The following is a 24,103-nucleotide window of genomic DNA, read 5'->3' on the forward strand; positions in this document are numbered from 1 at the left end:
TCACCGGCCCCTGAGCCGTGGTCCGCACCTTGCGGATCTCGAAGTCCATCGCACCCCTTGAGCTGGGGTGTTGCGACAACCACTAGAACCTAAGGTTCCGGTGTGGGCCCTCCGTGCTGTCCGGGCCCTCCGTGCTGTCCGGGCCCTCCGTGCTGTCCGGGCCCTCCGTGGTGTCCGGGCCCGCGGGAATGGATGTCGCCTTGCTAGATGTTCACCGTTCAACTAAATTGGGTGCAGAAGACTCCCGGAGGTGGCTCCCATGCCCGCAGTGACCGTCGAAAACCCGCTGACCCTGCCGAAGGTCGCGGCCCAGGCCGAGGCCGTGGCACGCCCCGTGCTGACCGTCACGACCGCGCCGAGCGGCTTCGAGGGTGAGGGGTTCCCGGTGCGGCGCGCCTTCGCCGGGATCAACTACCGGCACCTCGACCCGTTCATCATGATGGACCAGATGGGTGAGGTGGAGTACGCCGCGGGAGAGCCGAAGGGGACCCCGTGGCACCCGCACCGCGGCTTCGAGACCGTCACGTACATCATCGACGGGAGCTTCATCCACCAGGACAGCCACGGCGGCGGCGGTGCCATCGAGAACGGCGACACCCAGTGGATGACCGCCGGCAGCGGCCTCCTGCACATCGAGACGCCGCCCGAGGCGCTCGTCATGTCCGGCGGTCTCTTCCACGGCCTCCAGCTCTGGGTGAACCTGCCCAAGGCCGACAAGATGATGGCGCCGCGCTACCAGGACATCCGTGGTGGCCAGGTCCAGCTGCTCGCCTCCCCGGACGGCGGCGCGCTGCTCCGCGTCATCGCCGGCGAACTCGACGGTCACGAGGGCCCGGGCATCACGCACACCCCGATCACCATGGTCCACGCGACCATCCGGCCGGGCGCCGAGGTGACGCTGCCGTGGCGCGAGGAGTTCAACGGCCTCGCGTACGTCCTCGCCGGGCGCGGGAGCGCCGGTGCGGAGCGCCGGCCCGTCCGCACCGGGCAGACCGCGGTCTTCGGCAAGGGGTCCTCGCTGACCGTCCGCGCCGACGGGACGCAGGACGGAAACACGCCGGACCTGGAGGTCGTGCTGCTGGGCGGGCGCCCGATCCGTGAGCCGATGGCGCACTACGGGCCGTTCGTGATGAACACCCAGGACGAGCTCAAGCAGGCCTTCGAGGACTTCCAGGCCGGCCGCCTCGGCACGGTCCCGTCGGTCCACGGCATGTGACCTGCTCCGAACGGGCCCGCCGGGCGTGCGGGTGACGGGCCGTCACCCGTACGCCCGTGCGGAAGGGACACCGCTCCCGGCCCGTGATCGGGTGGGGTGGTGCCTACCCGGAAGCCCCTCCTGCCCGACGTCGCGCGGCGGACGGCCGCCTGGTGCGGCGTCCTGCTCCTGGCCGCCGGCGTCGCGGCCGTGGCCATCTGGGTGTGCGTGGCGCTCAAGACGGCGGTCACCCCGGTCCTGCTGGCACTGCTCGGCACGGCACTGCTCGGCCCCGTACACCGCTGGCTGACCGCCCACAAGGTGAACAGATCGGTGGCCGCCGGACTCACCTGCGCCGCGCTCGTCGCGGTGCTCGGCGGCGCCGGATACATCGTCGTCATGGCACTCGTGGACACCGGTGGCCAGATCGTGGCCTCGCTCAAGGAAGCCGCGCAGTGGGTCATCGACCACTTCGACATCGCGGGCGTCGCCGACGTGGACGACCTGGCGGACAACGCCAAGACGCTCGTCGAGAAGTTCGGCGCGAGTGCGGCGGGCGGACTGCTCACCGGGATCAGCCTCATCGGATCGCTCCTGACCACCGCGGTCCTGGCCCTGCTGCTGACCTTCTTCTTCCTGCGTGACTCCGACCGTGCCGTCCACCTCGCCCACACGATCGCCCCGCGCGGAACCGGCGACCTCGTGGAGGCAATGGGGCGCAGGGCCTTCGAAGCCGTCGAGGGGTTCATGCGCGGCACCACCTTCATCGCCCTGATCGACGCGCTGTGCATCACGGTGGGGCTGCTGATCCTGGGGGTGCCGGGGGCGGTGGGGCTGGGGGCGCTGGTCTTCGTCGGCGCCTACATCCCGTATCTCGGGGCCTTCATCTCCGGTGCTGTCGCCGTGCTGGTCGCGCTGGCCGACCGGGGCTTCGTGATCGCGCTCTGGGCGCTGGGAGTGGTGCTCGCCGTCCAGGTGCTGGAGGGGCACGTGCTCCAGCCCGTCATCCAGAGCCGCACGGTCCAGATGCACCCCGCCACGGTCATGATCGCGCTGACCGCGGGTGCGAGCGTCGCGGGGCTGCTGGGCATGCTGCTGGCGGTGCCGGTGTGCGCCGCGGTGTTCGGGGTGATCGGCGAGCTGCGCAAGGGGTATGAGGCCGAAGGCCGGGGAGACGCGGTTCCCGGGAGTTCATGAGCCGACGGTGGCGCCCAGCTCCGCCGGCTCCGACGACTCGTACAGCTCGAACCAGATCGACTTCCCCTCGCCCCTGGGGTCCACCCCCCAGACATCGGCCAGCATCTCCATCAGCACCAGCCCGCGGCCGCTGGACGCCATCTCCCCCGGGCGCCGCTTGTGCGGCAGCTCGTCGCTGGAGTCGGCCACCTCGACACGCAGCCGCCGCTCGCCGCGCTCACCTGTCACCTCCGCCACGAGCAGTGCGTCCCCGTCGGTGTGGACGAGCACGTTCGTCGACATCTCGGAGATCATCAGCTCCGCGGAGTCGACCTGCTCCATGTCCGCCCAGTCGTGCAGCAGCTCCCGCAGCTGCTGCCGGGCGGCCGCGACCCGCTCGGGCTCCGCCTGGGCGATGGTCATGGCCGAGCGCCGGCCCAGGGCCCTGCGAGACCGTGCGGCCTCCCGGCGCAGCACCATGACCGCGATGTCGTCCTCACGGCGGTCCACCAGCGGCCCCGTCGTGTAGTGGGAGCCGGGGCCGTGCACCGTCTGCACGAGAGCGTCCGCGAGCTCCTCCAGGTCCTCGACGGGCTTCTCCAGGACCGGTCTGAGCCTGGTCCATCCGGTGGCCATGTCGTGGCCGCCGGTCTCGATGAGCCCGTCCGTGCACAGCATGATCGTCTCGCCGGGGCCCAGGACGACGCGGGTCGTCGGGTAGTCGGCGTCCTTCTCGACGCCCAGGGGCAGCCCACCGGCGGTCTGCCGGATCACCGCAGTGCCGTCGACGCTGATCACCACCGGGTCCGGGTGGCCCGCGCGGGCGACGTCGAGGGTCCCGTTCTCGGGGTCGGCCTCCGCGTACAGGCAGGTCGCGAAGCGTGTCGCGTCGGACCGGTCCTCGCCGTCGTCGAGGTCGTACGTCTCGGTAAGTCCCGACAGGAAGCGCGAGGCACGGGAGAGCACGGCGTCGGGGCGGTGCCCCTCGGATGCGTACGCGCGCAGGGCGATCCGCAGCTGGCCCATCAGGCCCGCCGCCCGCACGTCATGGCCCTGGACGTCACCGATGACGAGGGCGATACGGCCGTTGGGGAGCGGGATCACGTCGTACCAGTCGCCGCCGACCTGGAGCCCTCCTCCTGTCGGGATGTAACGCGCCGCCACCGCCAGGCCGGGCACACCGGGGCCGAGGGACGGCCTCATCGCCCGCTGGAGGCCCAGCGAGAGCTCCCGCTCGGTCTCGGCGGCGCCCGCGCGGGTCAGCGCCTGCGCGAGCATCCTGGCCACCGTCGACAGTACGGAGCGCTCGTCCGGCGAGAAGGCCACGTTGTGGCGGAATCCCGCCATCCAGGCGCCCATGGTGTGCCCCGACGAGATCAGCGGCAGGAAGGCCCAGGACTGGCGCCCGAACTCCTGGGCGAGGGGCCAGGTGGCCGGGAAGCGATGCCGGTACTCCTCGGGGGACGCGAGGTAGATCGCCTGGCCGGTCCGCACCACCTCGGCGGCCGGGTAGTCCGTCTGCAGGGGCATGTCGGTGAACGGTTTCTCGTCGCCGACGTTGTGCCCGTGGTGCCCGATGACCGTCAGCCGCTCGCCCGAGACCCCGAACACGGCGAGTCCGTCGGGCGAGAAGCCGGGCATGGAGAGCGAGCCCGCGACCCGCAGGACCTCCTCGGTGGACACCGCCTCGGCCAGCGCCCGTCCCGCGTCCAGCAGGAACGCCTCCCGCGACCGCCGCCAGTCGCCCGTGAGCGGGGTCTTCGCCGCGGCGTCCTCCGGCGGCGGGGTGACCTCCTGGAGGATGCCCTGCAGTACGTACGTGTGGCGGCCCGGGGTGTCCAGCGGGACCGGTTTCGACCGGGTGCGCACCGTGCGTACGACCGAGCCGCTCTCGTCCACGATCCGCATCCTGGCCTCGGCCACCGTGCCCTCGGCGATCGCGAAGTTCACGATGCCGTCGATCTCGTTCCAGTCGGCCGGGTGGAACCGGGGGCGCACCTCTTCGCCGGGGCGGGTCGTGGCCTCGGCGGGCAGTCCCACCAGCCGCGCCGCCTCGGCGTCGAGCGTGACCGTGCCCGATGAGCTGTCCCAGCTCCACAGCCCGGTCCCGATCGCAGCCAGGATCTCCTCGGTGCGCATTGCCCCACTTTAGGAAGATGTTCTCCACGGTCGCCACCGAGGGAGAGCGCCCGCCGGGGGCCGTCGGGTGCGTCCCGGACAGCCGTGCGGCAACAATGGCAATGAAGCGGTGCGTCCACGGGCGGTAGCCTGGGGTGTCAATCCACCCCGACCGCGAAGACTGGATGAACGACGATGCATCGGTACAGGTCCCACACCTGCGGCGAGCTCCGCGCCTCTGACGTCGGCACCGACGTCCGGCTGAGCGGCTGGCTGCACAATCGCCGAGACCTGGGTGGCATCCTCTTCATCGATCTGCGCGACCACTACGGTCTGGTGCAGCTCGTCGCCCGCCCCGGCACCCCCGGCAACGAGGCCCTGGCGAAGCTGACCAAGGAGACCGTCGTCCGGATCGACGGCAAGGTCTCCGCGCGTGGCGCCGACAACGTCAACCCGGAGCTCCCGACCGGTGAGATCGAGATCGAGGTCACCGAGGTCGAGGTGCTGGGCGAGGCCGGCCCCCTGCCCTTCACGATCAACACCGAGGACGGGGTCAACGAGGAGCGGCGCCTGGAGTACCGCTTCCTCGACCTGCGCCGCGAGCGCATGCACCGCAACATCATGCTGCGCTCGTCCGTCATCGCCTCCATCCGCTCCAAGATGGTGGCCCTCGGCTTCAACGAGATGGCGACCCCGATCCTCACCGCGACCTCCCCCGAGGGCGCCCGTGACTTCGTGGTCCCGTCCCGGCTGAACCCGGGCAAGTTCTACGCGCTCCCGCAGGCACCGCAGCAGTTCAAGCAGCTGCTGATGATCTCCGGCTTCGACCGCTACTTCCAGATCGCGCCGTGCTTCCGCGACGAGGACGCCCGCGCCGACCGCTCGCCCGGCGAGTTCTACCAGCTCGACGTCGAGATGTCGTTCGTCGAGCAGGAGGACGTCTTCCGGCCGATCGAGAAGCTCATGACCGAGCTCTTCGAGGAGTTCGGCAACGGCCGCCACGTCACCTCGCCGTTCCCGCGCATCCCGTTCCGCGAGTCGATGCTGAAGTACGGCAACGACAAGCCGGACCTGCGGGCCAAGCTGGAGCTCGTCGACATCTCCGACGTCTTCGCGGGCTCGGAGTTCAAGGCCTTCGCCGGCAAGCACGTCCGCGCCCTCCCGGTGCCGGACACCGCGGGCCAGTCCCGGAAGTTCTTCGACGGCCTCGGCGACTACGCCGTCGAGCACGGCGCCAAGGGCCTCGCCTGGGTGCGCGTCGGTGAGGACGGCAAGCTGGCCGGCCCGATCGCCAAGTTCCTCACCGAGACGGACGTCAAGACCCTCACCGAGCGTCTGTCCCTCGTTCCCGGCCACGCCGTCTTCTTCGGCGCGGGCGAGTTCGACGAGGTCTCCAAGATCATGTCCGTCGTCCGCGTCGAGGCCGCCAAGCGCGCCGGCCACTTCGAGGAGGGCGTGTTCCGGTTCTGCTGGATCGTCGACTTCCCGATGTACGAGAAGGACGAGGACACCGGGAAGATCGACTTCTCGCACAACCCGTTCTCCATGCCCCAGGGCGGCATGAAGGACCTGGAGGAGAAGGACCCGCTCGACATCCTGGCGTGGCAGTACGACATCGTCTGCAACGGCATCGAGCTGTCCTCCGGCGCCATCCGTAACCACGAGCCCGAGGTCATGCTGAAGGCCTTCGCGATCGCCGGTTACGAGGCGGAGACCGTCGAGAGGGAGTTCGCGGGCATGCTGCGCGCGTTCCGTCTCGGTGCCCCGCCGCACGGTGGCATCGCCCCGGGCGTCGACCGCATCGTGATGCTGCTCGCCGACGAGCCCAACATCCGCGAGACGATCGCCTTCCCGCTCAACGGCAACGCCCAGGACCTGATGATGGGCGCCCCGACCGTGCTGGACGAGGTCCGGCTGCGCGAGCTGAACATCCAGCTCCGTAAGCCCGTCGCTGCTGCGAAGGACAAGGCGGACGTCACGGACGCGGTGGCGCGGGACACCGGCGCGAAGTAGGCGTCAGAGGTTCCGCTTCGGTTCCACGTGAAACAGTCCCCGGCCGCCCGGCCGGGGACTGTTTTGCGTCTTTCCGGTGGTCACGGCACGCACACAGGCACGCACAGCTGACGCCCATGTCCCTGCCGGCCGGACTGCCTGGTCTCACCGCTCATGACAGAGAAAGCGGGCACACGTGGCACGTGGCGTGACCGGCTCGATCTCGATGGGCGTCGACCCCGAGACGAGACCCATGACGGGACCGGCCTCCAGAACCTCACAGGCCCCGCTGGCGGAGGGCCCGGAACCATGACGGTTCCGGGTCCTCCGCCTGCGTACGGGTGGACCGTGCGGGACTTTCCGGATCTCGGGTACACGGAGCGGGTACATCCGGATGGCCCCGGTTCCGGTTCGGCGCCGTCGGGCCCGGCAAAGACTGGCACGGGAAGTGCTCGTCCGCCCCCCCACCGAGGAGTTCCGCACCGTGTCCGTCCCGCGTCGCCCGTACGTCCTGATCGTCGCCCTGTTTCTGCTGGTCATCGGCTGCTCCGCCGGTGCGGTGCAGACCACCGACCCCTCCGCGCCCCGCGGCGCACCCGGCCCCGGGGCCTCGGCCGCCCCGCCCCGCCCCGTGGAGAGCCTCCGCCCCCCTGCGGAGATCCCGGAGCTGGGCCCGCAGACCCGGGCGCAGATCCCGGCCACGGCCCGGCAGGCCGTCGTGGTGACCGGGCAGGGCCCCGACTCCAACCGTTCCTCGGTCGTGCTCCACAGCCTCGACGACCCCGCGCTCGGCTGGAGACCCGGGGCGGGCCCCTGGCCCGCCCACAACGGCATGGAGGGCTGGACGGACCACCATCTCGCGGATGATCTCCGGTCCCCCGTCGGGGTCTTCGGCCTCACCGACGCCGGCGGCCGGCTGCCCGACCCGGGCGCGCTGCTCCCGTACGACGAACAGCACCGTTTCAAGGTGAGCGGCGAGGGCTTCCTCGGGGAGCCTCTCGAAGGCTCCTTCGACTACGTCGTCGCCATCAACTACAACCGGACCCCGGGCACCAGCCCCCTGGACCGCACCCGGCCGCTCGGCGCGGAGCGGGGCGGTGGGATCTGGATCCACGTGGACCACGGCGGCCCGACCCAGGGCTGTGTCTCGCTGACCGAGGACCGGATGCGGGAGCTGCTGCTCACCCTGGACCCTGCCAAGCACCCGGTGATCGTGATGGGGGACGCTGCGTCGCTGGCCCGGTGAAACGCGAAACACGCGTGGATACATGCCCGTAGGCTGGATCCGTCGCCCAGTTCCCGAGGAGGCTGCCATGACCGTTGTTGAGGACTCCGTGCTGACCCAGGACGTGTTCGAGGATCTGGCCCGTCATGCCATACGCGCCGAGGAAGCGTTGCGGCTGGAGTTCGTGAACGGGAAACTGGGGGTCAAGGCTGTGCCGGACGGGGATCACGGGCGGATCATCGAGTGGTTGACGCGCCTGTGCATTCAGGCTGATCCGTCCCGGTGGCTGTATCCGGAGCAGGGGCTGCGGATCGAGACGTACCGCAAGGGCAACGCCCGCCCGGATGGGACTTTCGCACGCAGTGGCGCTTTTGCCGGCCAGGGTGAATGGGCCGACCCCGACGGCGTACTCATGGTTGTCGAGGTGACGTCGTACGACGAGGACACCGACCGTCGCGACCGCGTCGAGAAGCCACGTGCGTACGCGGAGAGCGGCATCCCTGTCTATCTGCTGATCGACCGGGACACCTGCGAGGTGAAGGTCCACTCGCAGCCCGACGGCGTGCGGTACGAGCAGGTGGTCACCGTCCCGTACGGCAAGACCGTGGCGCTTCCCGACCCGGTGGGGATCGAGCTGGACACCGAGCCGCTCAAGAACTGGACGCGCTGACGGGCACACGCAGGAGCCCGGGACCCGATGTGTTCGGGTCCCGGGCTCCTCCGCCGTGTACGCCGCTTACGCGGGCTTCTCCTCCAGGCGCGGGAACAGCACCGCGCCCTTCGTCACCGTCGCACCCACGGTCAGCTGACCCCAGCGGCCCGCGTCCTGGACCGGCTGGTCGGCGAGGGCGCCCAGGGAAGCCTCGGCGCCCAGGGACTCCCACAGCTTCTGCGAGGTCTCCGGCATGACGGCGTTCAGCAGGACCGCGACCCCGCGCAGTGCGTCGGCCGCCGTGTACAGGATCGTCGCGAGCCGTGCCTGGCCCTCCGGCGACGTGTCCTTGGCGACCTTCCAGGGCTCCTGCTCCGTGATGTAGCCGTTGACCTGCTTCACGAAGTCGAAGATCGCCAGGATGCCGCCCTGGAAGTCCAGCTCCTCGCCGATCTTCTGATCGGCGGAGGCGACGGCCTTGGCCAGGCCCTCCTGGACCGCCCGCTCCGCGTCACCGGCGGCCGTGGCCTCCGGGAGCGCACCGCCGAAGTACTTGCCGACCATGGCCGCGACGCGCGAGGCGAGGTTGCCGTAGTCGTTGGCCAGCTCGGAGGTGTATCGGGCGCTGAAGTCCTCCCAGGAGAACGATCCGTCGCTGCCGTACGCGATCGCCCGGAGGAAGTACCAGCGGTACGCGTCCACGCCGAAGTGCGAGGTCAGGTCCTGCGGCTTGATGCCCGTCAGGTTCGACTTGGACATCTTCTCGCCGCCGACCATCAGCCAGCCGTTGGCGACGACCTTGCCGGGCAGCGGCAGACCCTGCGCCATCAGCAAGGCCGGCCAGATGACCGAGTGGAAGCGCAGGATGTCCTTGCCGATCAGGTGCACGTCCGCCGGGAAGGTGCTGTCGAACTTCTCCTGGTTGGCGCCGTAGCCGACGGCCGTCGCGTAGTTGAGCAGCGCGTCGATCCAGACGTAGATGACGTGCTTCGGGTCCCACGGCACCGGGACGCCCCAGTCGAACGTGGAGCGCGAGATCGACAGGTCCTGGAGGCCCTGCTTGACGAAGTTGACGATCTCGTTGCGGGCGGACTCGGGCTGGATGAAGCCCGGGTTGGCCGCGTAGAACTCCAGGAGCTTCGGGCCGTACTCGCTGAGCTTGAAGAAGTAGTTCTCCTCCTTGAGGAGCTCCACCGGCTTCTTGTGGATCGGGCAGAGCTTCGTGCCGTCCTCGGCCTCGATCAGGTCGCCGGGGAGCTTGTACTCCTCGCAGCCGACGCAGTACGGGCCTTCGTACCCGCCCTTGTAGATCTGGTCCTTCTCGTACAGGTCCTGCACGAACTCCTGCACACGGTCGGTGTGCCGCTTCTCCGTCGTACGGATGAAGTCGTCGTTTCTGATGTTGAGGTGCTCCCAGAGGGGCTTCCAGGCCTCCTCGACGAGCTTGTCGCACCAGGCCTGGGGCGTGACGTCGTTCGCCTCGGCCGTGCGCATGATCTTCTGACCGTGCTCGTCCGTGCCGGTGAGGTACCACACCTTCTCGCCGCGCTGGCGGTGCCAGCGGGTGAGCACGTCGCCTGCGACGGTCGTATAGGCGTGCCCCAGGTGAGGAGCGTCGTTGACGTAGTAAATGGGGGTCGATACGTAGAAACTCTTCACGCCGTCGCCCCCTTGCTTCTCGGATCCAGTGGCCGCCATGGTCGAAATCCTAACGGTCCGTGGGAGATCCACTCACATCGATTACGGCCGCCCCGGCTGCGGAGAGCTGTGCGAAACATCCTTTCCCGTACCAAGGACGCACCCTGGGAGGAGCGGGCACACGTGCACGAGGCAGGGGACAACACGATGCGGGTACTGGTCGCCGAGGACGAGGAGATCCTTGCGGAGCTGGTGGCGACCGGGCTGCGGCGGGCGGGGTTCGCCGTCGACACCGTGTACAGCGGGGACGCCGCGCTCGCCTACCTCGGCTGCACGACTACGACGTCGTCGTCCTGGACCGTGATCTCCCCCGGGTGCACGGCGACGACGTGGCCCGCAGGCTCGTCTCCGCAGGCTCACGGACCAGGATCCTGATGCTCACCGTCTCCGGGACCATGGAAGACCGGCGGCGCAGCGCCCGGCCAGTGCCGCCTCAGCTGGAGAGACACGGCACCCGGCTCGACAGTGTGCGCCGTGCGGCCACCCGCGACGGGCGCGATCCGGATCTGTCACCGAAGGAGTTCACAGTGCTACTGCTGGGGTTGTCGATCGTGTGTTCTGTCGCGTTGGCCCATGGCGGTACGGTCACGGCGGTGCCCGGCCCGGAGGGCGGGCTCGCCGTGACCGTACCGCTGCCGGTGGATCAGTCCTCCGTGAGGACCCCGCGGGCGGCTGCCCAGGCGGGCAGTCCGGCGAGTACCTCCTGGTAGAACGTCGCGTCGGGCACGTCGCGCGGGGCGGGGCCCGCGTGGAAGAACCCGGCGTTCTCGACGTCCAGCCTGCGCAGGAAGTCGAAGCCCTTCGCGTCCTCGTCGCCGAACGCGACGAACTGGAAGAACAGCGGCAGCCGTGCCGCGTCCGCCAGGGCCTGCTTGGCCGCCACCTTGGCGTCCGGAGCGCCGTCCGTCTGGAAGATCACCAGGGCCGGGCCGGTGGCGCCGGACTTCTCGTAGTGTGAGACGACCTCCTCGACGGCGCGGTGGTAGTTCGTACGGCCCAGGCGCCCGAGGCCCGCGTTCAGTTCGTCGATCCGGCCCTCGTGGGCGGTGAGGCCGACCGCCCCGGTGCCGTCGATGTCGGTCGAGAAGAAGACGACGGGCACGGTGGCGTTCGCGTCCAGGTGCGCGGCGAGCGCCAGGGTGCGGTCGCCGAGGTGCTGGGCGCTGCCGTCCTTGTAGAACGGCCGCATGGAACCGGACCGGTCGAGCACCAGATACACGGTGGCCCGCAGCCCGGTCAGCCCGTGCGTCTTGAGCCCGGCCTGCGCGGCCTTGTACGGGGCGACGAGCGCGGGCGCCGCCGCCTTGACCCGGGCGAGGGTGACGGCGGGCTTGCCTGCGGGGGCGGCGGACTTGGGCTCGGCGGCGAGAGGCTCGGGCGCGGTGTCCGGGGCGGTTGCGGCGACGGGCGGGGCGTCGGCGACCTCTTCGGCGGCGGGCTCGACGGCCGCTTCGGCAGCCTTCGGCGCCTCAGGTGCGGCTTCCGGATCGGCCACAGCTTCGGCCTTCAGCGCGGGGGCGGGCACCTCGGCCTCCGCCTTGGCGGACTTTGCCTTGGCCTCCGCTTCCTTGGCCTCGGCTCCGTCATCCGGAGCGGCCTTCAACCTCGCCCCCGTCGTCCTCGCCCCGGCGGCGCGGGCACGCGCCTCAGCAGGGGAGGGCTCCTCAGCTGCCGGTGCGTCAGCAGCAGGCGCCTCAGCGGCGGAAGGCACCTCGGCCTCGGCCTCCGCCTCCGGCTCCGGGTCCATGTCGATCGTGATCGGCTCGGCGGCGGCGGCGGCCGGCTCGGTCTCGGCGGCGGCCTCCACAGCCGTGCCCTCACCGGCGTCCTTACCGGCGTCCTTACCGGCGTCCGCAGCCGGCTTCGCCTCCGGGTCCGACCCCTGGGCCGGAACCCTCGGCGAGGACGTGGAGGCAGGCGTGCCCGCCGAGCTCGCGGCCGCCTTGTCGAAGGCCGCAGCGACGAGGTCCGACGCCCGTTCGTTGTCTTTCTCGGCACCGGCGGACCGGTCCGAGGAGGAGGCCGGGGCCGGTACCGAGGCCTTCGCGGGCTCGGCCGCCGAAGTGGCGTTCTCCGGCTCCGGCTCCGTGGGCTGGGTGCGCTCGGCCTGGGGCGGGACGGTGGCCGTGGTCGGCTCGTCCTGCTCCGTGCGGCCGAACACCTTGCGCAGCAAGCTCCGAATGCCCATGGGCGAGGCCTTTCACATGAGTTGGGTGAGTTGGGTGCGATAAATGTCCGTACTGCGGGAATTGATCCCTGGCCAGGGCGGATACGTAAGGTTAGCGGCCGGATCCGGCCGTTCGACGGCGCGGCCCGCCCCTGCGTCAACCGAGCTCCAACCGAGTCGTCACCGAGTCCTGAACCAGGGGCCGGACAGCCCGGACAGCCCGGACAGCAGCAGTGTCCCGGACTTCACCCTCCGTTCACCGGCAGTCCCACGAACGGCGTGGATGCGCACCTACCGTCACGCGTGACACACAGACGGAGGGACGAAAAACGTGCGCACAATGCTGCCGCTCATCGGCTCGCACCAGGGCGGGCGCTCTGCGCTGACCTGCCGCTACCGCTGCGGTGACGCCTGCTTCCAGGAGGTCCCGAACACCAGCGACAACGAGTACGCCGGCGACATCATCGCCGGTGCCCTGTCCCGCCGGTCGATGATGCGCGCCGCCGCCGCCGTCGTGACCGTGGCCGCCGCCGGAACCACCGCTCTCGCGGGCCCGGCGGCCCCGAACGCCGAGGCCGCGCCGCTCGCCGGCCGCCCCGGCAGCAAGCCGAAGCCCACCGCGACGGGCGCCCGTGGCCTGCGCTTCGCGGCCGTCGCGCCCAACACGGACGACCAGGTGACGATCCCCGAGGGCTACGGCCAGAACGTGGTGATCCGCTGGGGAGAACCGATCCTGCGCGGCGCTCCCCGCTTCGACCCGGACGAGCAGACCGCGAAGGCACAGGCGGGCCAGTTCGGTTACAACAACGACTTCCTCTCCCTGCTCCCGCTGCACGGTGAGCGCGGCCGTCAGGTCCTCGTCGCCAACCACGAGTACACCGACGAGATCCTGATGTTCCGAGGCTACGATCCGGCCGGTCCGACCCGTGAGCAGGTCGAGATCGCCTGGGCGGCGCACGGGCTCTCCGTGGTCGTCGTCCAGGAGGAGAACCGGACCGGCAAGCTCGCGCCGGTCAACCGCCACCCGCTGAACCGCCGTCTCACCGCCACCAGCGAGTTCCGGGTCACAGGCCCGGCCGCCGGCAGCCCGCTGCTGCGCACCTCCGCCGACCGCACCGGCCGCAAGGTGCTGGGCACCCTCAACAACTGCGCGGGCGGCACCACTCCGTGGGGCACCACGCTGCACGGCGAGGAGAACTTCAACCAGTACTTCGCCAACGGTTCCAGCGACACCGACCAGCGCTACGGCATCGGGACGGCCGCCACCGAGCGCAAGTGGGAGCGGTTCGACAAGCGCTTCGACCTGGCGCAGGAGCCCAACGAGGCACACCGCTTCGGCTGGGTCGTCGAGCTCGACCCGTACGACCCCGACTCCACGCCCCGTAAGCGGACCGCGCTCGGCCGGTTCAAGCACGAGGCGGCCCAGCCCCGGCTGACGGCCGACGGCCGCCCCGTGGTCTACATGGGCGACGACGAACGGTTCGACTACTTCTACAAGTTCGTCTCCAGCAAACGGATGAAGAAGGGGAACTCGCGGGCGGCCCGGGAGCACAACCTCACCCTGCTGGACGAGGGCACCCTGTACGTCGCCAAACTGACCGGGGACTCCCCGGCCGCGGAGTTCGACGGCACGGGCAAGCTCCCCTCCGACGGCGAGTTCGACGGCAGCGGCGTCTGGATCCCGCTCGCCACTGGCACCACCTCGCACGTCCCCGGAATGACGGCCGACGAGGTGTACGTCTTCACCCGTCTGGCCGGTGACAAGGCCGACGCGACGAAGATGGACCGCCCCGAGGACGTCGAGCCCTCGCCTCGCACCGGCCGGGTCTACATCGCCCTCACCAACAACACCGACCGCGGCAAGGCCGGCAAGGCGGGCGCCGACGAGGCCAACCCGCGCAACGCCAACAAGCACGGTCAGGTCCTGGAGCTCGCGGAGAACCGGGACGACCCGGCGGGCGACGGCTTCGCCTGGCGGCTCTTCCTCGTCGCGGGCGACCCGGAGGATCCGTCGACCTACTTCGCCGGATTCCCCAAGGAGAAGGTCAGCCCCATCTCCTGCCCGGACAACGTGGCCTTCGACGACCACGGCAACCTCTGGATCTCGACGGACGGTGCCCAGCTCGGTTCGCACGACGGGCTCTTCGGCGTCGCGACCCAGGGCGAGCGGCGCGGCGAGCTCAAGCAGTTCCTGACCGTGCCGACCGGCGCGGAGACCTGCGGCCCGGTGATCCAGGACCGCCGCGTCCTCGTCGCCGTCCAGCACCCGGGCGAGGTCGACGGTGCGTCCGTCGAGAGGCCCGCGAGCACCTGGCCTGACGGCCGGGGCCGGATCGTGCGCCCCGCGGTGGTCGCCGTCTGGCGCAAGGACGGCAGCGACATCGGCGTCTGAGCGCCTCGGTGGGAGGTTACGGACAGGGGATTCGGGCATATCGACCGGATTCCCGTCCGTAACCTCCCACCAAATGTGTAGACGCGGAACAGAGTTGCGTTGCTAGCGTGACCGGGCGGTGCGGCTGATGACAGGTCAGGCACACCGGACGATCACCACGCGCACTCACGAAGGGCCCCCACATGGGACGACCATCCCGACGAACACGCCTTGCGGCCTGTGCCGTGGCAGCAGGCGCGCTGCTGACCGCGCTGGTGCCGGCGACGGGTGCCACGGCCGCCCCCGGCCCGCACGCCGCCCCCGGCCCGCACGTCGTCGCCGCGGACGATCCCGTCCCGGGCCATGAGGGCATGCCGGACGACGGCTTCGAGGAGGCCCCCGAGGGGGAGCAGGACGACCTGGCGGGAGCGGGCACCGCGCCGTCCGCGTCGGCCGGGGCCGACGCGCAGGCCGTGGTCCCCGGCCGCCCCGGCGACTTCACGCTGGAGGCCGGATCCGGGCTGACCGGGCTGGTCGACAAGCTCGACGCCGCCCTGCCCAAGCAGGGCCTCACCGAAGTCATGACACTGGCCAACCGGGACGCGGGCTGGAACGCCGCCTGCGGTGACGCGGCCATCTACGGCCCCGACCTGACCGCCGCCCCCCGGGTCTGCTGGAAGGACGACGACGCCACCTCCTCCGAGTGGATCCCGCAGGCCATCACCGGCGTCTCGGACGCCCAGCAGGACGAGGACTGGGGAACGTCGGACTCCGAGCCCATCGCGGTGGCCGGCTACGACGACCAGAACCCCGGCCGAAGCAACTACGCCTCGGGCCGGGACAACTGCGTGCAGGCGTCCGCGTCGGACGCCTGCAACGAGAAGGGCATCCGGGTCAGCTTCTTCAACCAGGCCACCAAGAAGTACCGCCATGTGCTGCTGGCCTGGCCCTACATGAACTCCAAGGACCACATCTCCTTCGACGCGCTGCACGCGAGCGAGGGCAAGTGCACCGCGGAGTCCGGTGAGACGGCCTCGTGCAAGGCACAGAACGGCATCCACGCGGGCGGCATGGTCTGGTACGGCAACTACCTGTACGTCGCCGACACGGCCAACGGCATGCGGGTCTTCGACCTGCGCAGGATCATGGACCTCAACCCGGACAACGACTCCTCGGTCCACGACCCGACGCCGGACGGCCTGGTCAGCAACGTCGTCGACAAGAAGCGGGCCGGCCGCCAGAACAACGTCTGGTACTCCTACGGCTACCGGTACGTGATGCCCCAGGTCGCCACGCTGAAGTTCAGCACGGCGAAGAACAGCGGGACCACCAGCGGTAACCAGTGCTACGCGACTGGGCGCCCGAAGGCCTCGTACATCTCGCTGGACCGGACCGACAACGACCACATGGTCCTCGGCGAGTACTGCAACACGAACAACGGCGGCACCAGCAACGGCCGCGTCGGCACCTACCCGATGACCGCGCTGACCGCCGCGGTCGAGGGCGCGTCGGGCACCACGGCCAAGGCTGACCTGGCGTACGGGCTGCCGGACACCGGCACCTTCGGGGGCGAGGACCTCTGGCACAAGATCCAGGGCGCCACGCGCTACGAGGGCAAGTGGTACTTCCACCGCAGCAACGCCTTCGACAACGGCCGGCTGTTGCAGGCCACTCCGGGGACCGTGGACGGCGCGACGCAGCTCGTCGGCAACCCGAAGATCCTGGAGAGCTCGTTCGGCCCCGAGGATCTGTATCTCGCGCACGGCCGGGGCGACGGATTCACCCCGAAGCTCTGGTCTCTGAGCGAGCACGCGCCCAGCGAGTGCGGGGTCTGCAAGCGTGAGCTGTACAGCTACGAGATGAGCGACGTCATCGGCGGCTTCGGCTCCTGACCCTCACACCGGGGCGCCTCACCGGACTACAGTCGGAGCCATGGTTTCCGGTGAGGCGCCGCAGGCGGAGGGAAGCGTCCGGATCGATGCCTGGATCTGGGCGGTCCGGCTGACGAAGACCCGGTCGCAGGCGGCTGCCGCATGCCGCGCGGGACATGTGCGGGTCAACGGCGAGCGCGCGAAGCCCGCCCAGGCCCTGCGTACGGGCGACGAGGTGCGGCTGCGGCACTCCGGCCGGGACCGGATCGTGGTCGTCTCGAAGATCGTGAAGAAGCGGGTGGGCCCGCCGGTCGCGGCGGAGTGCTTCGTCGACAACAGCCCGCCCCCGCCGCCGCGCGAGATGGCGATCCAGGTCCCGGTCCGCGACCGGGGCACGGGGCGCCCGACCAAGCGGGACCGCCGTGAGATGGAACGTCTCCAGGGCATCCAGGGCCCCCAGGACAGGGGGCCGGCCCCCGGTTAGTCAGCTCCGACAGCCCTCCACGTCGCCGGCGGGGTGTACGAGACCGCGCCCGGGACGGGCCTCTCGCCGACTGTCCCACGCATCCCACTCTCGCCCGGCGGCGTCGCCGAACTCCACGTGGGAGGTCAGGACACGCAGCTCGGCGAGGACGGGCCCGTGCGCCACCGGGCGATGCCCGAGAGCGCGAGGGCGGCGCCACCAGCACAAGGGCGGCGCCACCAGCACAAGGGTGGCGCAGGACAGGGCGAGCGCGGCGCACCCGCCGGCGGCGGTGCTTCCCCGCCCGCGCGGCCGGACCCCGCCCCTCGCGGCGCTGCTGCACACGCGGAGTCCCTACCCCCGTCGGCCCGCCACGACCCGTCCCACCACGCCCCCGACGGCCAGGACCGCCCCCACGAGCAGCACGACCCACACCGTCGTCCGCAGGGACGCGGTCAGCGCGTCGTACACCGCGGCGGCCCCGTCCCGGTCGGTGCCGGGCACCTGGTCGAGCACCCGGTCGCGGCCGACGGCGACGGCGATCCGCAGCAGGGCCGCGCCGAGGGCCAGCCCGCCGCCGGCCACGGCCGCGGTCGTGAGACCGGCCCGCCGCCCGCCGCGTACGAGCGTGAGACCCAGCACCAGGACGAGCAGCACCACCGTCGCCACGGCCGGCCAGACGCTGCAGTATCTGAGCCACTGGAACGAGGACCGCAGATCGTCGGCGCGGTCGGCGGACAGCACGGTGATGGAGGTCTCCTGCACCGGGATCCGGTCGGCGAACGGCACGCCGCTGTCGACCAGTTCCTTCTTGACATCCTCGATCATGGGCGCCAGGTCGATGGTCACCGCCTGCCCGTCGTCTCCGTGCAGCGAGGCGGTCACCGCCTGGTGCGCCGTTCGGTTCGCGCTGTCCCAGATCCGCTGGAAGGCCTCGGTCGTGGTGAAGGACAGGGCTGCCTCGTGGAGGAACTGCTCCGCGGTCTCCTGGAGCGATCCGACGTCGATCTTCTTCATCGTCTCGTCCGTGACCACCGTGGCCACGGTGTCGCGTACGTCGGTGTCGGAGGCCAGCGGGGAGACGGCGGCGAGATACCGGTCGGTGTCGTCGAGTTCGAGATCGACCCATGCCGAGAGCGCGCTCACCGGGACCAGCACGGCAAGCAGGACGAGCAGTACCGCCGACAGAGCCGCTGAGAGATAGGTCCGCACAGGCACCAGCCAATCCCGTGCGGCGGCGGGGCGCTCCGGGCCGTGGGCCATTCGAGTTGCCGGGCGGCCCCGCCGGGTGTGCGCTGGAGGAACACAGGACGGGGGCGACGGAAGGAGCTGTGCGCCATGGCCACACACGCGACGATGCCGACGCGCCGCCGTACGCAGGCCCGCGCCCCGGCCCCCGCCCGGCAGGAGCACAGACACACCGTGCTCGGCTGGGCGGTGCCCCTGGTGCTGGGCGTGATCCTCGGCTTCTGGGCGTTCTTCATCAACCGGGACGGCGGAGCGACCACCGGTGGGCAGATCTGGCTCGGAGTGGTCTCCGGCGTGGCCTTCGCCGCGCTCTGCTTCGCACTCGCACGGGTCAGGTGGGCCCTGCCGCGCGAACTGCGGGCGGCGGCCTTCGGCGTGCTGACCGGGGGCGCGGTCGGCTTCCTGTCCAGCCTGAACGGCAAAAGCGTGCTGATGTCGGGCTTCATCGGACTGGTGGTCGGCGCCGGAATGTTCTTCACGATGTTCTACGCCTACTACACGCGCGAGGAGTGACCCGGCACGTCCTGACGCGAAAGCAGGGCTCCAGGGGCGCGGTGGCCGGAGTGCCGCGCCCACCAGGGCCGACCGCGACGACCCCGAGCTCACCGCCCCGGACGCGGAGAGGCCGGCCGCCCTGCTGGGCGGCGCTGTTCGTGGTGGTCTTCGGTTCGGTGACGATGCGCCTCTGCAACCGGAAGTGACAGCGACGGGAACCGACGGCGGCGCCCTGCGGTTGACCTTCCCGGCGGGGGAAGCCCCAGCATCGGCGGGGCCGGGCGCACCCGCCCGGCACGAGGAGGGGCCGTGGTGGAACGCGAAGGCGGGGCGTGGGGGCGCGCGGGGCTGGTGACGATCGGGGAGTTCGCCCGGCTGTCCCGGCTCTCCGCGAAGGCCCTGCGCCGCTACGACGAGCTGGGGCTGCTCCGCCCCGCCCTGGTCGACCCGGTGAACGGCTACCGGTACTACGACCGTACGCAGGCGGAGACGGCACGGCTGGTGGCGTGGCTGCGCCGGATCGGGATGCCGCTGGCCCGGATCGCCGAGGTGGTGGCGCTCGACGACGGCGCGGCCGCGGCGGAGATCCGTGCCTACTGGGCGAGGGTGGAGGCCGAGACGGCCGCCCGCCGGGAGCTCGCGTCCTTCCTCGTCGGCCATCTGTCAGCGAAGGAGAACGCCGGAATGTCGAACGGCAACGGAACCGGCCACGGGCCGGCCACCTTGGGAATCCGCTACGCGGCACTGGCCCACCCGGGTGCGGTGCGCACCTCCCAGCAGAACACGGCGTACGCCGGGGCGCGGCTGCTCGCCGTGGCCGACGGATTCGGGGCGAGCGGCGCCGGGGCGAGCGCGGCGGCCGTGGACGCGCTGAAACCGGCCGCGCGCGGTGCGGTGGACGCGGCGGATCTGCTGAGTGCCCTGCACGAGGCGGCGGAGTCCTCCGCGCGGGCGGTACACGGAGCGGTGGGCGGTGACGGCGCACCGGCCGAGTCCGGGACCACGCTCACGGCCCTGGTGTGGACCGGCGGGCGGCTTGGCCTGGTGCACATCGGGGACTCCCGGGCCTATGTGCTCCGAGGGGGCGAGCTGTTCCGGATCACGCACGACCACACCCTGGTGCAGTCGATGATCGACGAGGGCTCGCTGACCGAGGAGGAGGCGGCCTCGCATCCACAGCGCGCGATGCTCCTCAGGGCCCTGACCGGCGGTCCGGGGGAGCCGTCGGCCCGCCCGGAGATCCGGCTGCACGACACGTTGCCGGGCGACCGCTATCTGCTGTGCTCGGACGGGCTGTCGGCGGTCGTCGACGAGGCGGACGTGACCCGCGTGGTCATCGCGGCGGACGGCCCGGACGCGGCGGTACGCGCCCTGGTCGGCCTGGCCGGTGACGCGGGCGCCCCGGACAACGTGTCCTGTGTCGTGGCCGACGTCGTCGCACTCTGAGGACCGGAGACGAACGGGCGGGCCTTCCCGGTGTGTCCGGGGAGGCCCGCCCGTTCGCGTGCTCTGGGCAGGGGGACGCCGGCCGGCTCAGTCCCGGACGACGGTGACCGGGCAGGTGGCGTGCTGGGTGACATGGAGGCTGACCGAGCCGAGCAGCGTCGCCCTGAAGCCGCTGTAGCCACGGGCGCCCACGACCAGCAGGTTCGCGCCCTTGGAGCGCTCCAGCAGGGACTGGGCGGGATTGCCGATCACGACGATCTTCTCGACCGCCGCCGCCCCCTCGGCGCCGAGGGCCTCCTCCAGCGCCTCGTTGAGCGCCACGGTCGCCACCGCCTGCGGGTCGAAGTCCTCCGGCATGCCCGGCGTCATGGACGCCCAGGTGGTCGCCGGGTACTCCCAGCTGTTGACCGCCTCGACGGTGTCGCCGGTCAGCTCTGCCTGGCGTACGGCCCAGTGCAGTGCCTTGATCGACGGGTCCGACCCGTCCACGCCCACGACGATCCTGCCCATGTCTGCCTCCAGTGTGTTCAACATTTACGGCATACGGGGAGCAACTGTAATCAAGCCGGGCATCGGGGGCCGGGGAGGCTCCCGATGCCGGTTCAGCCGGCCCGCAGCCCTGCGAGCTGTTCCGCGAACGGCACGACCGCGTCCTCGCCGTCGTCGAGGGTGAGGGCCCGGGAGGCGCCGGAGACGGTCCGCCCCGTGACGGCGGAGGCGAGCTCGCCTCCCGCGCGCCGGATCCGGGACGGCAGCCCCTCGGTGTACCCGTCCCCGTGGCTGCCCCAGTCCTCCGACGCCGCGTACACGGAGGTCGGCAGGGTGACGGCCCGCAGGTAGGCGAAGAGCGGGCGCATCGCGTGCTCCAGGACCAGCGAGTGCCGGGGGGTTCCGCCGGTCGCCGCGATGACGACGGGCTTCCCGGTCAGCGCGGTGTTGTCGATCAGGTCGAAGAAGGACTTGAACAGCCCGCTGTACGAGGCGGTGAAGACGGGCGTCACCGTGATCAGCCCGTCCGCCCCGGTGACCGCGTCGATCGCCGTCTTCAGGCCGGCCGGCGGGAAGCCGGTGACCAGGTGGTTGGCGATGTCGACGGCCAGATCACGCAGCTCGACGACCTGGACCTCGACGCGGCGGTCCTGCTCGTCAGCCAGCCTCTCGCGGGTGGCCTCGGCGATCCGGTCGGCCAGCAGCCGGGTGGAGGAGGGGCTGCTGAGCCCGGCCGCGACGGCGACGATCCTCAGGGGTGCGGTGGCGGGCACGGTCATCGGAGCTCCTTCGGGTCCGTGGCGGCGGCGCGGGCGGCGGTGACCGCGGGGTGGACGGGGGCGTCCGGCACGCCGGCCGGGCGCAGGCGGGCGAACTCCTCGCGCAGTACGGGCACGACCTCCTCACCCAGGATGTCGAGCTGCTCCAGGACCGTCTTCAGCGGCAGTCCCGCGTGGTCCATCAGGAACAGCTGGCGCTGGTAGTCACCGACGTCCTCGCGGAAGGACAGGGTCCGCTCGATGACCTCCTGCGGGGAGCCGACGGTCAGCGGCGTCTGCTGGGTGAAGTCCTCCAGGGAGGGCCCGTGCCCGTAGACCGGCGCGTTGTCGAAGTACGGGCGGAACTCCCGTACCGCGTCCTGCGAGTTCTTCCGCATGAACACCTGGCCGCCGAGTCCCACGATCGCCTGCTCGGCGGTGCCGTGCCCGTAGTGGGCGTAGCGCTTGCGGTAGAGGGCGACCATCTTCCTGGTGTGCTCCATGGGCCAGAAGATGTTGTTGTGGAAGAAGCCGTCGCCGTAGTAGGCGGCCTGCTCGGCGATCTCCGGCGAGCGGATGGACCCGTGCCAGACGAACGGCGGGACGCCGTCCAGCGGGCGCGGGGTCGCGGTGAAGGACTGCAACGGGGTGCGGAACTTCCCCTCCCAGTCGACGACGTCCTCGCGCCACAGCTTGTGGAGCAGCGCGTAGTTCTCGATCGCGAGCGGGATGCCCTGGCGGATGTCCTTGCCGAACCAGGGATAGACCGGCCCGGTGTTGCCGCGGCCCATCATCAGGTCGACACGGCCGTCGGCGAGGTGCTGGAGCGTGGCGTAGTCCTCGGCGATCTTCACCGGGTCGTTGGTGGTGATCAGCGTGGTGGAGGTGGAGAGGATCAGCTTCTCGGTGCGGGCGGCGATGTAGCCGAGCGTGGTCGTGGGGGAGGACGGGACGAACGGCGGATTGTGGTGCTCGCCGGTCGCGAAGACGTCCAGGCCCACTTCCTCGGCCTTCCGCGCGATCGCGATGGTCGCCTTGATCCGCTCGTTCTCGCTCGGTGTCGTACCGGTCGTGGGATCGGTGGTGACGTCCCCGACGGTGAAGATCCCGAACTGCATGGCGCCCGCCTCCAATAGTGTTGAGCGAGAGTGGTTGAACGTTGAACTATGTGAACACACCCTACAACGGGGCACCCCCTCTCTCTATTCCACCCGCTCCGGAACGCCCCGCCACCCGGCTCCGCATACCCTGGACACGGCGCCGCGAGGGCCGCCGGACCCGGAGGAGTGCCTGATGAGCGACAGCGAGGGCTGGAAGGAACGCAGCGTCGCCCTGCGCGTCTTCGTCTACATCTTCGCGACCCACCTGTTCGCCGGATTCGTCATGCTGCTGTTCCACGTGGGCGGCGGCGCCGAGTAGTCGGAGTGGGCGGCGGCGCCGAGTAGTCGGAACGAACCGGGCCCGAGGCCCGGTGCCCGCTACACTCGGGCCATGACCTCCGTACCGTGCCGGAAGTGGTGGCGCTCCTCCTAGGAGCGGCCACCTTCTCTGCGCGGAACCAGGGCCGTTCGATCTTCGGACGGCCCTCATCTCTGCCCCGGTGCCCCCTGACGGGCCGTCCTCCACGCGTACACCACCGGCGAGGAGAACCCCCGTGACCATGACCACCGACCTGTCCGTCAGCCCCTCCGTGCGCCGCAGCGCCGAACTGGAACAGCAGCTCGCGCGGGACCCCAGCGGCTTCCGGGTCCTCACCGGGGACCGGCCCACCGGCGCCCTGCACCTGGGCCACTACTTCGGCACCCTCCACAACCGTGTGCGCCTCCAGGACCTCGGCGTGGACGTCCTCGTGCTCATCGCCGACTACCAGGTCCTCACCGACCGTGACGTGGCCGAACGGCTCACCGAGCATGTGGAGGGGCTGCTCCTGGACTATCTCGCCATCGGGATCGACCCCGCCCGCACGACGGTCTTCAACCACAGCGCGGTCCCCGCCCTCAACCAGCTGCTGCTGCCGTTCCTGTCCCTGGTCTCCGTCGCCGAACTCGGCCGCAACCCCACCGTGAAGGACGAGATCGCGCACTCCCGGCAGTCCGCCGTCAGCGGCCTCATGTACACCTACCCGGTGCACCAGGCCGCCGACATCCTGTTCTGCAAGGGCAACCTCGTGCCCGTCGGCCAGGACCAGCTGCCGCACCTGGAGATCACCCGCACCGTCGCCCGGCGCTTCAACGAGCGGTACGGCGACGTCTTCCCCGAGCCCGACGCGCTCCTCTCCGCCGCGCCCCTGCTGCTCGGTACCGATGCCACCAAGATGAGCAAGAGCCGTGGTAACTCCATCGCTCTGAGCGCCGACGCCGACGAGACCGCCCGGCTGATCAGAGGCGCCACCACCGACGCCGACCGGCACATCACCTACGACCCCGGGCTGCGGCCCGGGGTGTCGAGCCTGGTGCTGCTGGCCGCGCTCTGTCTCGGCCGTGAGCCGCACGAGGTCGCCGAGGAGATCGGCAACAGCGGTGCGGCCGGTCTCAAGCGGACCGTGACAGAGGCCGTCAACTCCCGCATGGCCCCGATCCGGGCCCGGCGGGCGGAGTACGCCCAGGACCTGGGATACGTACGCGACGTGCTGCGCGCCGGAAACGAGCGGGCGAACGCCGTGGCCGAGGCGACACTCCAGGAAGTGCGGGACGCGATGGGAACAATTCGTTAGCGTCTCCCGGCGGCCGCTCGGCACAC

General features: G+C 70.8%; 19 protein-coding genes and 1 pseudogene. 13 read left to right on the top strand and 7 right to left on the bottom strand.

The window, feature by feature from the left end:
• Positions 1–259 precede the first annotated feature (259 nt).
• Entirely contained in the window at positions 260–1,216 is a 957-nt protein-coding gene (locus tag ACIREO_RS31655) for a pirin family protein (RefSeq protein WP_404116416.1), read from the top strand.
• A 99-nt stretch (positions 1,217–1,315) separates the two neighbouring features.
• On the top strand, positions 1,316–2,392 hold the full coding sequence (locus tag ACIREO_RS31660) for an AI-2E family transporter (RefSeq protein WP_404116418.1): 1,077 nt from the start codon (positions 1,316–1,318) through the stop codon (positions 2,390–2,392).
• On the opposite strand, the gene ACIREO_RS31665 is transcribed toward ACIREO_RS31660, so the two are convergent.
• The gene (locus ACIREO_RS31665; protein ID WP_404116420.1) at positions 2,387–4,510 is read right to left on the bottom strand and encodes a SpoIIE family protein phosphatase; all 2,124 of its coding nucleotides are present in this window, start codon (positions 4,508–4,510) and stop codon (positions 2,387–2,389) included. The two genes, ACIREO_RS31660 and ACIREO_RS31665, sit on opposite strands and share 6 nt — an antisense overlap.
• Before the next feature lie 174 nt (positions 4,511–4,684).
• On the opposite strand from ACIREO_RS31665, the gene aspS reads away from it, so the two are divergent.
• From aspS to ACIREO_RS31680, 3 genes are all read left to right on the top strand, one after another.
• A complete protein-coding gene (aspS, locus tag ACIREO_RS31670; RefSeq protein ID WP_404116421.1) occupies positions 4,685–6,502 on the top strand; it encodes an aspartate--tRNA ligase in 1,818 nt (605 codons plus the stop codon).
• 463 nt (positions 6,503–6,965) lie between these two features.
• Positions 6,966–7,727 carry a hypothetical protein gene (locus ACIREO_RS31675; protein WP_404116423.1) on the top strand — a complete coding sequence of 254 codons (762 nt, stop codon included), beginning with the start codon at positions 6,966–6,968 and terminating at the stop codon, positions 7,725–7,727.
• Positions 7,728–7,794: 67 nt separating this feature from the next.
• Positions 7,795–8,376 carry a Uma2 family endonuclease gene (locus ACIREO_RS31680; protein WP_404116425.1) on the top strand — a complete coding sequence of 194 codons (582 nt, stop codon included), beginning with the start codon at positions 7,795–7,797 and terminating at the stop codon, positions 8,374–8,376.
• A 66-nt stretch (positions 8,377–8,442) separates the two neighbouring features.
• Here ACIREO_RS31680 and metG read toward each other — a convergent pair whose 3' ends face one another.
• Positions 8,443–10,056, bottom strand: a complete 1,614-nt coding sequence (gene metG / locus ACIREO_RS31685) for a methionine--tRNA ligase (RefSeq protein ID WP_404116427.1) — start codon at positions 10,054–10,056, stop codon at positions 8,443–8,445.
• A 147-nt stretch (positions 10,057–10,203) separates the two neighbouring features.
• On the opposite strand from metG, the pseudogene ACIREO_RS31690 reads away from it, so the two are divergent.
• A pseudogene (locus ACIREO_RS31690) lies at positions 10,204–10,589 on the top strand (response regulator transcription factor); the annotation flags it as partial.
• Positions 10,590–10,699: 110 nt separating this feature from the next.
• Here the strand turns inward: ACIREO_RS31690 and ACIREO_RS31695 are convergent.
• Entirely contained in the window at positions 10,700–12,244 is a 1,545-nt protein-coding gene (locus ACIREO_RS31695; protein ID WP_404116429.1) for a VWA domain-containing protein, read from the bottom strand.
• A 310-nt stretch (positions 12,245–12,554) separates the two neighbouring features.
• Between ACIREO_RS31695 and ACIREO_RS31700 the strand changes: the two genes are divergently transcribed.
• The 3 genes from ACIREO_RS31700 (at position 12,555) to ACIREO_RS31710 (ending at position 16,949) form a co-directional block, all read left to right on the top strand.
• Positions 12,555–14,615, top strand: coding sequence for a PhoX family protein (locus tag ACIREO_RS31700; RefSeq protein ID WP_404116431.1), 2,061 nt, complete (start codon positions 12,555–12,557; stop codon positions 14,613–14,615).
• A 224-nt stretch (positions 14,616–14,839) separates the two neighbouring features.
• Positions 14,840–16,486, top strand: coding sequence for a hypothetical protein (locus ACIREO_RS31705; RefSeq protein WP_404116433.1), 1,647 nt, complete (start codon positions 14,840–14,842; stop codon positions 16,484–16,486).
• A 40-nt stretch (positions 16,487–16,526) separates the two neighbouring features.
• Entirely contained in the window at positions 16,527–16,949 is a 423-nt protein-coding gene (locus tag ACIREO_RS31710) for an RNA-binding S4 domain-containing protein (protein ID WP_404116435.1), read from the top strand.
• A gap of 333 nt (positions 16,950–17,282) precedes the next feature.
• Here ACIREO_RS31710 and ACIREO_RS31715 read toward each other — a convergent pair whose 3' ends face one another.
• Positions 17,283–18,140 carry a hypothetical protein gene (locus ACIREO_RS31715; protein WP_404116731.1) on the bottom strand — a complete coding sequence of 286 codons (858 nt, stop codon included), beginning with the start codon at positions 18,138–18,140 and terminating at the stop codon, positions 17,283–17,285.
• A 126-nt stretch (positions 18,141–18,266) separates the two neighbouring features.
• Here ACIREO_RS31715 and ACIREO_RS31720 point away from each other — a divergent pair, with 126 nt between their 5' ends.
• Positions 18,267–18,689: a hypothetical protein gene (locus ACIREO_RS31720; protein WP_404116437.1), complete on the top strand. Its 423-nt coding sequence runs from the start codon at positions 18,267–18,269 to the stop codon at positions 18,687–18,689.
• Positions 18,690–18,983: 294 nt separating this feature from the next.
• A complete protein-coding gene (locus ACIREO_RS31725) occupies positions 18,984–20,117 on the top strand; it encodes a MerR family transcriptional regulator (protein WP_404116732.1) in 1,134 nt (377 codons plus the stop codon).
• An 87-nt stretch (positions 20,118–20,204) separates the two neighbouring features.
• On the opposite strand, the gene ACIREO_RS31730 is transcribed toward ACIREO_RS31725, so the two are convergent.
• From ACIREO_RS31730 to ACIREO_RS31740, 3 genes are all read right to left on the bottom strand, one after another.
• Positions 20,205–20,627 (bottom strand): universal stress protein, encoded by a 423-nt coding sequence (locus ACIREO_RS31730; RefSeq protein WP_404116439.1) that lies wholly within the window; start codon positions 20,625–20,627, stop codon positions 20,205–20,207.
• Between the two features lie 92 nt (positions 20,628–20,719).
• Positions 20,720–21,385 (bottom strand): FMN reductase, encoded by a 666-nt coding sequence (locus ACIREO_RS31735; RefSeq protein ID WP_404116441.1) that lies wholly within the window; start codon positions 21,383–21,385, stop codon positions 20,720–20,722.
• A complete protein-coding gene (locus tag ACIREO_RS31740; RefSeq protein ID WP_404116443.1) occupies positions 21,382–22,482 on the bottom strand; it encodes an LLM class flavin-dependent oxidoreductase in 1,101 nt (366 codons plus the stop codon). Before ACIREO_RS31740 ends, ACIREO_RS31735 begins: the two co-directional genes overlap by 4 nt.
• Positions 22,483–22,657: 175 nt before the next feature.
• Between ACIREO_RS31740 and ACIREO_RS31745 the strand changes: the two genes are divergently transcribed.
• Entirely contained in the window at positions 22,658–22,783 is a 126-nt protein-coding gene (locus tag ACIREO_RS31745) for a DUF6126 family protein (protein ID WP_404116445.1), read from the top strand.
• Positions 22,784–23,024: 241 nt separating this feature from the next.
• The gene (trpS, locus tag ACIREO_RS31750; RefSeq protein ID WP_404116734.1) at positions 23,025–24,077 is read left to right on the top strand and encodes a tryptophan--tRNA ligase; all 1,053 of its coding nucleotides are present in this window, start codon (positions 23,025–23,027) and stop codon (positions 24,075–24,077) included.
• Positions 24,078–24,103 lie beyond the last annotated feature (26 nt).

The sequence above is a fragment of the Streptomyces sp. NPDC102441 genome (assembly GCF_044765585.1).
Lineage (GTDB): Bacteria > Actinomycetota > Actinomycetes > Streptomycetales > Streptomycetaceae > Streptomyces.

Excerpts from the sequence above, each read along its gene's own strand:
- ACIREO_RS31730 (WP_404116439.1), bottom strand. The coding sequence starts at position 20,627 with ATGGGCAGGATCGTCGTGGGCGTGGACGGGTCGGACCCGTCGATCAAG.
- ACIREO_RS31680 (WP_404116425.1), top strand. The coding sequence starts at position 7,795 with ATGACCGTTGTTGAGGACTCCGTGCTGACCCAGGACGTGTTCGAGGAT.
- trpS (WP_404116734.1), top strand. The coding sequence starts at position 23,025 with ATGACCACCGACCTGTCCGTCAGCCCCTCCGTGCGCCGCAGCGCCGAA.
- ACIREO_RS31710 (WP_404116435.1), top strand. The coding sequence starts at position 16,527 with ATGGTTTCCGGTGAGGCGCCGCAGGCGGAGGGAAGCGTCCGGATCGAT.
- ACIREO_RS31745 (WP_404116445.1), top strand. The coding sequence starts at position 22,658 with ATGAGCGACAGCGAGGGCTGGAAGGAACGCAGCGTCGCCCTGCGCGTC.
- ACIREO_RS31665 (WP_404116420.1), bottom strand. The coding sequence starts at position 4,510 with ATGCGCACCGAGGAGATCCTGGCTGCGATCGGGACCGGGCTGTGGAGC.
- metG (WP_404116427.1), bottom strand. The coding sequence starts at position 10,056 with ATGGCGGCCACTGGATCCGAGAAGCAAGGGGGCGACGGCGTGAAGAGT.
- ACIREO_RS31695 (WP_404116429.1), bottom strand. The coding sequence starts at position 12,244 with ATGGGCATTCGGAGCTTGCTGCGCAAGGTGTTCGGCCGCACGGAGCAG.
- aspS (WP_404116421.1), top strand. The coding sequence starts at position 4,685 with ATGCATCGGTACAGGTCCCACACCTGCGGCGAGCTCCGCGCCTCTGAC.
- ACIREO_RS31735 (WP_404116441.1), bottom strand. The coding sequence starts at position 21,385 with ATGACCGTGCCCGCCACCGCACCCCTGAGGATCGTCGCCGTCGCGGCC.
- ACIREO_RS31720 (WP_404116437.1), top strand. The coding sequence starts at position 18,267 with ATGGCCACACACGCGACGATGCCGACGCGCCGCCGTACGCAGGCCCGC.
- ACIREO_RS31655 (WP_404116416.1), top strand. The coding sequence starts at position 260 with ATGCCCGCAGTGACCGTCGAAAACCCGCTGACCCTGCCGAAGGTCGCG.
- ACIREO_RS31740 (WP_404116443.1), bottom strand. The coding sequence starts at position 22,482 with ATGCAGTTCGGGATCTTCACCGTCGGGGACGTCACCACCGATCCCACG.